General features: G+C 70.6%; 6 protein-coding genes. 2 read left to right on the forward strand and 4 right to left on the reverse strand.

Features of this window, described 5'->3' with window-relative positions; translation table 11 throughout:
* Positions 1–92: 92 nt before the first annotated feature.
* From ACWEQL_RS39680 to ACWEQL_RS39695, 4 genes are all read right to left on the reverse strand, one after another.
* Positions 93–1649, reverse strand: coding sequence for a glycoside hydrolase family 3 protein (locus ACWEQL_RS39680; protein WP_452156027.1), 1557 nt, complete (start codon positions 1647–1649; stop codon positions 93–95).
* 3 nt (positions 1650–1652) lie between these two features.
* The gene (locus tag ACWEQL_RS39685) at positions 1653–2480 is read right to left on the reverse strand and encodes a carbohydrate ABC transporter permease (protein WP_452156029.1); all 828 of its coding nucleotides are present in this window, start codon (positions 2478–2480) and stop codon (positions 1653–1655) included.
* Entirely contained in the window at positions 2477–3499 is a 1023-nt protein-coding gene (locus ACWEQL_RS39690) for a carbohydrate ABC transporter permease (RefSeq protein ID WP_452156031.1), read from the reverse strand. The genes ACWEQL_RS39685 and ACWEQL_RS39690 overlap by 4 nt, the downstream gene beginning before the upstream one ends.
* 88 nt (positions 3500–3587) lie before the next feature.
* Entirely contained in the window at positions 3588–4859 is a 1272-nt protein-coding gene (locus ACWEQL_RS39695; protein ID WP_452156033.1) for an extracellular solute-binding protein, read from the reverse strand.
* A gap of 334 nt (positions 4860–5193) precedes the next feature.
* Between ACWEQL_RS39695 and ACWEQL_RS39700 the strand changes: the two genes are divergently transcribed.
* Both ACWEQL_RS39700 and ACWEQL_RS39705 read left to right on the forward strand, forming a co-directional pair.
* Positions 5194–5997, forward strand: coding sequence for a GntR family transcriptional regulator (locus tag ACWEQL_RS39700; protein ID WP_452156035.1), 804 nt, complete (start codon positions 5194–5196; stop codon positions 5995–5997).
* A gap of 131 nt (positions 5998–6128) precedes the next feature.
* Positions 6129–6962 (forward strand): AfsR/SARP family transcriptional regulator (locus ACWEQL_RS39705; protein ID WP_452156037.1); only part of this gene is annotated, 834 nt, incomplete at its 3' end.

Consider the following 6962-nt stretch of genomic DNA (forward strand, 5'->3'; position numbering starts at 1 on the left):
ATATCGCTGTGAGGCCCTTTTTTCGAAGGCGGATCGCGGGCCCCGCTCTCAGGTGCCTCGCGGACACCCCAGGTCACTGCCGGGAACCGGCCTCAGGCGATCGCTCCCGCCTGTCCGGTGAGCACCTCGACGGCCGCCAGACCGCAGACCCGGGCGGCGCCGTGGGTGGCGATGTGCAGCGCGCCGACCGGACCGGACTGGGGGATGCCCATCTCGACCACGGCGGCGTCCGGACGGGCCGCCACCAGACGGCCCAGCGCGGCGGACATCCAGCCGTGGCGGTGGGCGTCCCGGACCACCAGCACCAGCCGGCGGCCCTCGGCCTCGCCCACCAGCGAGGCGACCAGGGCGTCCAGCCGCTCGGCGCCGGCCGCCTCCGGGCCGACCGTACGGGCCAGCGTGCCGGGGAAGCGGTCGGCCAGCAGCTCGGCCACGCCCCACGGCGTCTCGTCGCCGACCGCGATGTTGCGCTCGGCGGAGAAGGACACCACGTACGGGCGCTCGGTGACCGGCAGGGCCTCGCGGCCCGGCGCGCGGACCACCCGCAGCGCCCGGCGGGCGGCCCGCAGGCCGACCGCGAGGTCCGGCTCCAACTGCTCGCCCTGGGCCGCGATCCGGCCCCAGCTGCCGAGCGAGCGCACCCGCGCGGCGGCGTCGGCCAGCCGCTCCTCGGAGAGCCGGCCGGCCCGCACCGCGGCCACGATGGAGTCGCGCAGCATCAGCACGGTCTCCTCGTCGCAGAGGCCGCCGCCCACGCAGATCGCGTCGGCGCCGGCCGCCAGGGCCTGCGCGGTGCCCTCGCCCATGCCGACGGTGTCGGCGATGGCGCCCATCTCGATCGCGTCGGTGACGATCAGGCCCTGGTAGCCGAGCCCGCCGTCGGCCGGGGCGGCGCGCAGCAGGTCGGTCAGCACGGCCGGGCTGAGCGTGGCCGGGCGGCTCGGGTCGAGCGCCGGGACCATGATGTGGGCCGTCATGACGGCCTTGGTCCCGGCGGCGATCGCGGCCTGGAAGGGGATCAGGTCGCGGGCGCGCAGGGTCTCGACGTCCACGTCGATCAGCGGCAGGCCGTGGTGCGAGTCGACGTTGGTGTCGCCGTGGCCGGGGAAGTGCTTGGCGCAGGCGGCGACGCCGGCCGACTGCAGGCCCTCGACCCAGGCGGCGGTGTGCCGGGCGCACAGCTCGGGGTCGGCGCCGAAGGAGCGCACGCCGATCACCGGGTTCTGCGGGTTGGAGTTGACGTCGGCGGTCGGCGCCCAGTTGTAGTTGACGCCGCAGGCGGCCAGCGCCCGGCCGAGCTCGCGGGCCACGTCCCGGGTGAGCAGCGGGTCGTCGATCGCGCCGAGGGCCAGGTTGCCGGGCCAGGAGGAGCCGGCGCCGACGTCGAGGCGGGTGACGTCACCGCCCTCCTCGTCGATGGCGATGAGCAGGTCGGGGTTCTCGTCGCGCAGCCGGCGGGTGAGCGCGGCGAGCTGGACGTGGTCCGTGACGTTGCGGCCGAACAGCGCGACCGAGCCGAGGCCGGCCGCCAGGTGGCGGCGCAGCCACTCCGGCACCTCGGTGGTGCCGACGAAGCCGGGCTGCAGGACGGTCAGCGCGTCGCGGTGCAGCTGATCGCTGACCGGCGCGGTGGGGACGAGGATGCTCACGGGTCAGCCCTTCACGGCACCGTCGGTGAGCCCACCGACTGCCTTGCGCTGCAGGAAGATGAACAGGATCAGCACCGGAATGGCGAAGAGGGTCGAGGCGGCCATGGTGGCGCCCCAGTCGTTGCCGAAGACGCTCTGGAAGGTGGTCAGCCACAGCGGCAGGGTCTGGCCGCTCTGCTTGTTCAGGATCAGGACCAGCGGGAACTCGTTCCACGCGGTGATGAAGCCGAACAGCGAGGTGGACATCAGGCCGGGGGCCAGCAGCGGGAAGATCACCTTCACGAAGGCCTGGGTACGGGTGCAGCCGTCCACCATCGCCGACTCCTCCAGCTCCTTCGGCACCGCGGCGATGAAGCCGCGCAGCGTCCAGATGGTGAAGGGCAGCACCATCATCATGTAGAAGATGGTCAGCGGGACCAGGCTGTTGAGCATGTCGTTGTCGCGGGCGATCAGGTAGACCGCGATGGTCATGACCTCCCAGGGCGCCATCTGGGCCGCCATCACGACCAGGACGAAGGTCTTGCGGCCGCGGAAGCGCATCCGGGCGATCGCGAAGGACGCCAGGGTGGCGATGACCAGCGAGCCGAGCACCGCGCCGACGGTGACGATGACGCTGTTGGAGACGTACGTCCAGAAGCCGTCGACCTCGATGGCCCGGGTGAAGTGCTCCAGCGTGCCGCCGATCGGCAGGAACACCGGGTCCTTGCTGATGATGTCCTTGTCCGCCTTGAAGGCCGTGGAGACCATCCAGTAGACGGGGAAGATGAAGAAGACGAAGAGGACGACGGCGATGACGTTGGGCCAGGTGCGGCCGATGAGCGAGCGCCTCACAGCTCGTCCTCCTGCTTCAGAATGATGCGGAAGTAGTACGCCATGAGCGCACCGAGCATCAGGATGGTGAGCACGGCGATCGCGGCGCCGATGCCGAAGTGCTGGTTGCCGACGCCCTCGACGAAGGCGTAGACCGGCAGGGTCTCGGTGGACCGCTCGGGGCCGCCCTGGTTGAGCGCGTAGACCTGGGTGAAGGCCTTGAAGATCCAGATCACCTCCAGGAAGGTGGTGGCGACCAGGAAGGGCTTCAGGCTGGGGAGGATCACCGAGCCGAAGATCTTGAACGCGCCTGCGCCGTCCATCCGGGCGGCCTCGTAGAGCTCCTTCGGGATGGTCGTCAGACCCGCGTACATGTTGAACGCGACGAAGGGGATCGAGCCCCAGACGAGCAGCAGCAGGATGACGAAGAAGGTCGAGTACTGGGTGCTGTACCAGTTGTAGTTGGCCATCGAGTGCCAACCCAGCTGGTCCAGGAACCAGTTGACCACGCCGAAGCGCGAGTCGAAGAGCCAGGTGAAGACCGTGGTGCTGGCGACCACGGGCATGGCCCAGGCCAGCACCAGGGAGATCGACAGCGCCAGCCGCATCACCTTGCCGAGGCGGTTGAGCAGCAGGCCGACCAGCACGCCGCCGATCATGATCAGCGCCACGTTGAGGACGGTGAACGCGATGCTGCGGAGGGTGACGTCCCAGAACTCCTCGCTGGTGAGCTGCTCGGTGAAGTTCTCGAAGCCGTTCCACTCCGTCAGGTGCTGGATCAGCTGGCGGCGGTTGAGGTTCTGGAACGAGATGAGGACGGTCTTGAGCAGCGGCCAGCCCAGCAGCAGCAGGGTGGCGACGATCGCCGGCAGCAGCAGCAGGTACGGAGCGCTGCGCGAGAGCAGGCTCGGACCGGACTTCGCCGGTCTGGCTCCGGACGGAGCGCCGCCCGGGACGAGGACGTCGTTCTTGATGCGGCCCGCGGCGACCTTCTCCGGCTCCGGGGACTGTGTCTGCACCCGCTCCGAATGCACAGCCATCGTTCTCTCTTCCTTACAACCTGACCACGACGGGTAGGCGCCGCCCACCGGCTCCCCGCCGGGAGTCGGTGAGCGGCGCCGCTCGGTGCTACTGCTTCTGCGCGAGGCGCTTGGTGATCTCGTCGTCGTACTTCTTGGCCGTGGCGGCGTAGTCACCGCTCTGCAGGGCGGCGGTCAGGAAGTCCTTGATCGGGTTCGGGTTGTTCTCGACGTTCGCCCAGGACGGGATGTTCGGGGTGATCGCGCCGTTGGCGGACGCCGGGAGGGCGGCCTTGGCGAAGTCGCCGGAGACCTGCGCGTTGAGCGCGGTCTTGTTCGGGATGCTGCCGCCGGCGGCGACCTTGCCCTCGTGCTTGTCGTTCATGGCGATCTTGAGGAAGCCCTTGGCCAGGTCGGTGTTCTTCGACGCCTGCGCGATGGCCAGGTTGGAGCCGCCGAGGAAGACCGAGGAGGGCTTGTCGGCGGTCTTGCCGGGGAGCGGGAAGTAGCCGATCTTCTCGGCGGCCAGCTCCTCGGGCTTCGGGACCTCCCAGCCGAGGCCGATGATGGCGCCGACGTTGCCCTTGGCGAAGACGTCCTTCTGCTGCGGGGTCGCCTCGTCCTTGTCCTTGGGGGCGGTCGAGTAGCTCTGCAGCTTCTTGAAGGTCTCGAAGGCCTTCTGCGCCTCGGGGGACGACAGGTTGCCGACCCACTTGTCGCCGTCCTTCTTGACCAGCTTGCCACCCTCGCTGGTCAGCAGGCCGAAGTAGGTGTACCACTCCTGGCCCGGCATGTAGATCGGCTCGGCGACGCCGGCCGCCTTCAGCTTGTCCAGGTCCGCGTAGAACTCGTCGAGGGTCTTCGGGGCGGCGGTGATGCCGGCCTTGGTGAAGAGCTCCTTGTTGTAGGTGACGACGCGGTTGCTGAAGTACCACGGGGCGGCGTACTGCTTGCCCTCGAAGACGGCCGACTCGTTGAGGTTGGCGGCCCAGTCGTTGCCGCCCAGGTCGGCCTTGTCCTTGGTGATGTCGAGGAGACCACCGGTGGCCGCGTAGCCCGCGGTCTGGGTGTTACCGATCTCCAGGACGTCGACCGAGCCCTCGGACAGCGCGGTGGTGATCCGCTGGCCGATGCCGTTCCACTTCTGCTCCTGGATGTTGAGCTTGGCGCCCGGGTAGGCTGCCTCGAAGTCGGCCTTGACGCTGTCCGACCAGCCCTTCGGCGCGGAGCCGTCCATCAGCCAGACGGTCAGGGACTTGCCGTTGTAGTTGGCGGCGGAGGAGGCCGAGCCACCCTCCGCCTTCTTGCCGTCCGAGCCACAAGCAGCCAGACCGACGACCATAGCCGCGACGCCGACCGCCGCGATGAGCTGACGCTTCACGCCATCCTCCTGAGGGATGCCTGGGTTACCCCCGTCGGGTGGCTGCGGCAGACCCACACGAAGCGGGAGGAAAGGTGCCGCGGACCCCAGCGAACGGGTGGGGGATTCATAGGACCGGCCTAGTGGTGTAGACCAGATGCCTGGAGCTTGGCCTAGACCAATGGGCCTGTCAACGGCTGTTCGGGCAATCATCGGCACCCGTTATCAAGCCGACACCGCACATCGTTCATCGCGTGATGAGGTATTCGTTCCGTAGCCATACATGCAACGATGTGAGGTGTTAACGATGTGGCGGGGCCCGCAACGGCCCCGCGAGAAGCGGGAGACAGGTCCGATGAGCAGCGACGGGGGCACCACGGCCCAGGTCCACGACCCCCAGGTGAAGAACCTCCCGGGCCAGGCCGGCACGGACCCCACCGCACGGGTCCCCAAGTACTACGGCCTGAAGCGGCACCTTCTCCAGCTCACCGAGACGCAGCCCGCCGGCACCCCGGTCCCGCCGGAGCGCGCGCTGGCCGCCCAGTTCGACACCTCCCGCACCACCGTCCGCCAGGCCCTCCAGGAGCTCGTGGTCGAGGGCCGGCTGGAGCGCATCCAGGGCAAGGGCACCTTCGTCGCCAAGCCCAAGGTCGCCCAGGCCCTCCAGCTGACCTCCTACACCGAGGACATGCGCGCCCAGGGCCTGGAGCCCACCTCCCGGCTGATCGAGATCGGCTACATCACCGCCGACGAGCGCCTCGCGCCGCTGCTGGACATCAAGCCCGGCGGCCGGGTGCTGCGGATCGAGCGCCTGCGGCTGGCCAACGGCGACCCGATGGCCATCGAGGTCGCCCACCTGTCCGCCAAGCGCTTCCCCGCCCTGCGCCGCAACCTCGCCAAGCACAACTCGCTGTACACGGCCCTGCGCGAGGTGTACGAGGTCACCGTGGCCGAGGCCGAGGAGACCATCGAGACCACCCTGGCCGACCCGCGCGAGGCGGGCCTGCTCGGCTCCGACCTCGGCCTGCCGATGCTCCAGCTGTCCCGGCACTCCTTCGACGCCGACGGCAACCCGGTCGAGTGGGTACGCTCGATCTACCGCGGCGACCGCTACAAGTTCATCACCCGTCTCAAGCGCCCGGAGCAGGACGTCTCCTGACCCCTCCGCGCGCGGCGGACCCCAGGTCGGACATCCCCTGCACCGACCGGCTGTCATGCCCGGGGGCGGGGCGCCCGCCGCCCCTCCCCCACCGAGCCATGCCCTTTTGGGCCGCACAGTAGGGGGATCTGTTGCAGTTCGGACTTCTCGGCCCCACCCTCGTCCAGGACGGCACCACCGTCCGGCCCGTACCGTCGGGCCGCCGCCGCACCCTGCTCGCCGCGCTGCTGCTGCGCGCCAACCGGAGCGTCAGCGGTGCCGAGCTCATCGAGCTCGTCTGGGACGGCCGCCCCACCCAGGGCGCCCGCGCCACCCTGCACAGCCACGTCACCCGGCTGCGCCGCGCCCTCGGCCCGGAGGCCGGACGCCGGCTGGCCACCGACCAGGACGGCTACCGGCTGACCGTCCTGGAGGGCGAGTTCGACATGGCCGCGTTCCAGTCGGGCGCCGCCCTCGGCCACAGCGCGTACGTCGCCGGCGACTGGGCCGCCGCCCACCGGCTGTTCGACACCGCGCTGGCCCTGTGGCGCGGCGAACCGCTCTGCGACGTCGACCACGACCGGCTCCGCCAGGAGGCCGCCGCCCGGATGCTGGAGACCCGGCTGAACGCGCTGGAGTGCCGCGCCGACGCCGGACTGCGGCTGGGCCACCACCACGCGCTCGCCGCCGAGCTCGCCGAGCTGGTCGCCGAGCACCCGCTGCGCGAGCGGCTCTGGGGCCAGCTGATGCTCGCCCTCTACCGCTGCGGCCGGCAGGCCGACGCCCTCGCCGCCTACCAGGGCTGCCGGCGGCTGCTGGTCGAGGAGCTCGGCATCGAACCCGGCGCCGAGCTCGCCGCCCTGCACACCGGGATCCTGGACCGCGACCCGCTCCTCGACCCGCCGGGCACCGCCGCCCCGCCCGCCGTCCCCGCGCAGGCCGGGCCCGCGCGGCCCCGTCCGGCCTGTCCGTCGCCCGCCCGGCCC

The sequence above is a fragment of the Kitasatospora sp. NPDC004240 genome (assembly GCF_053603215.1).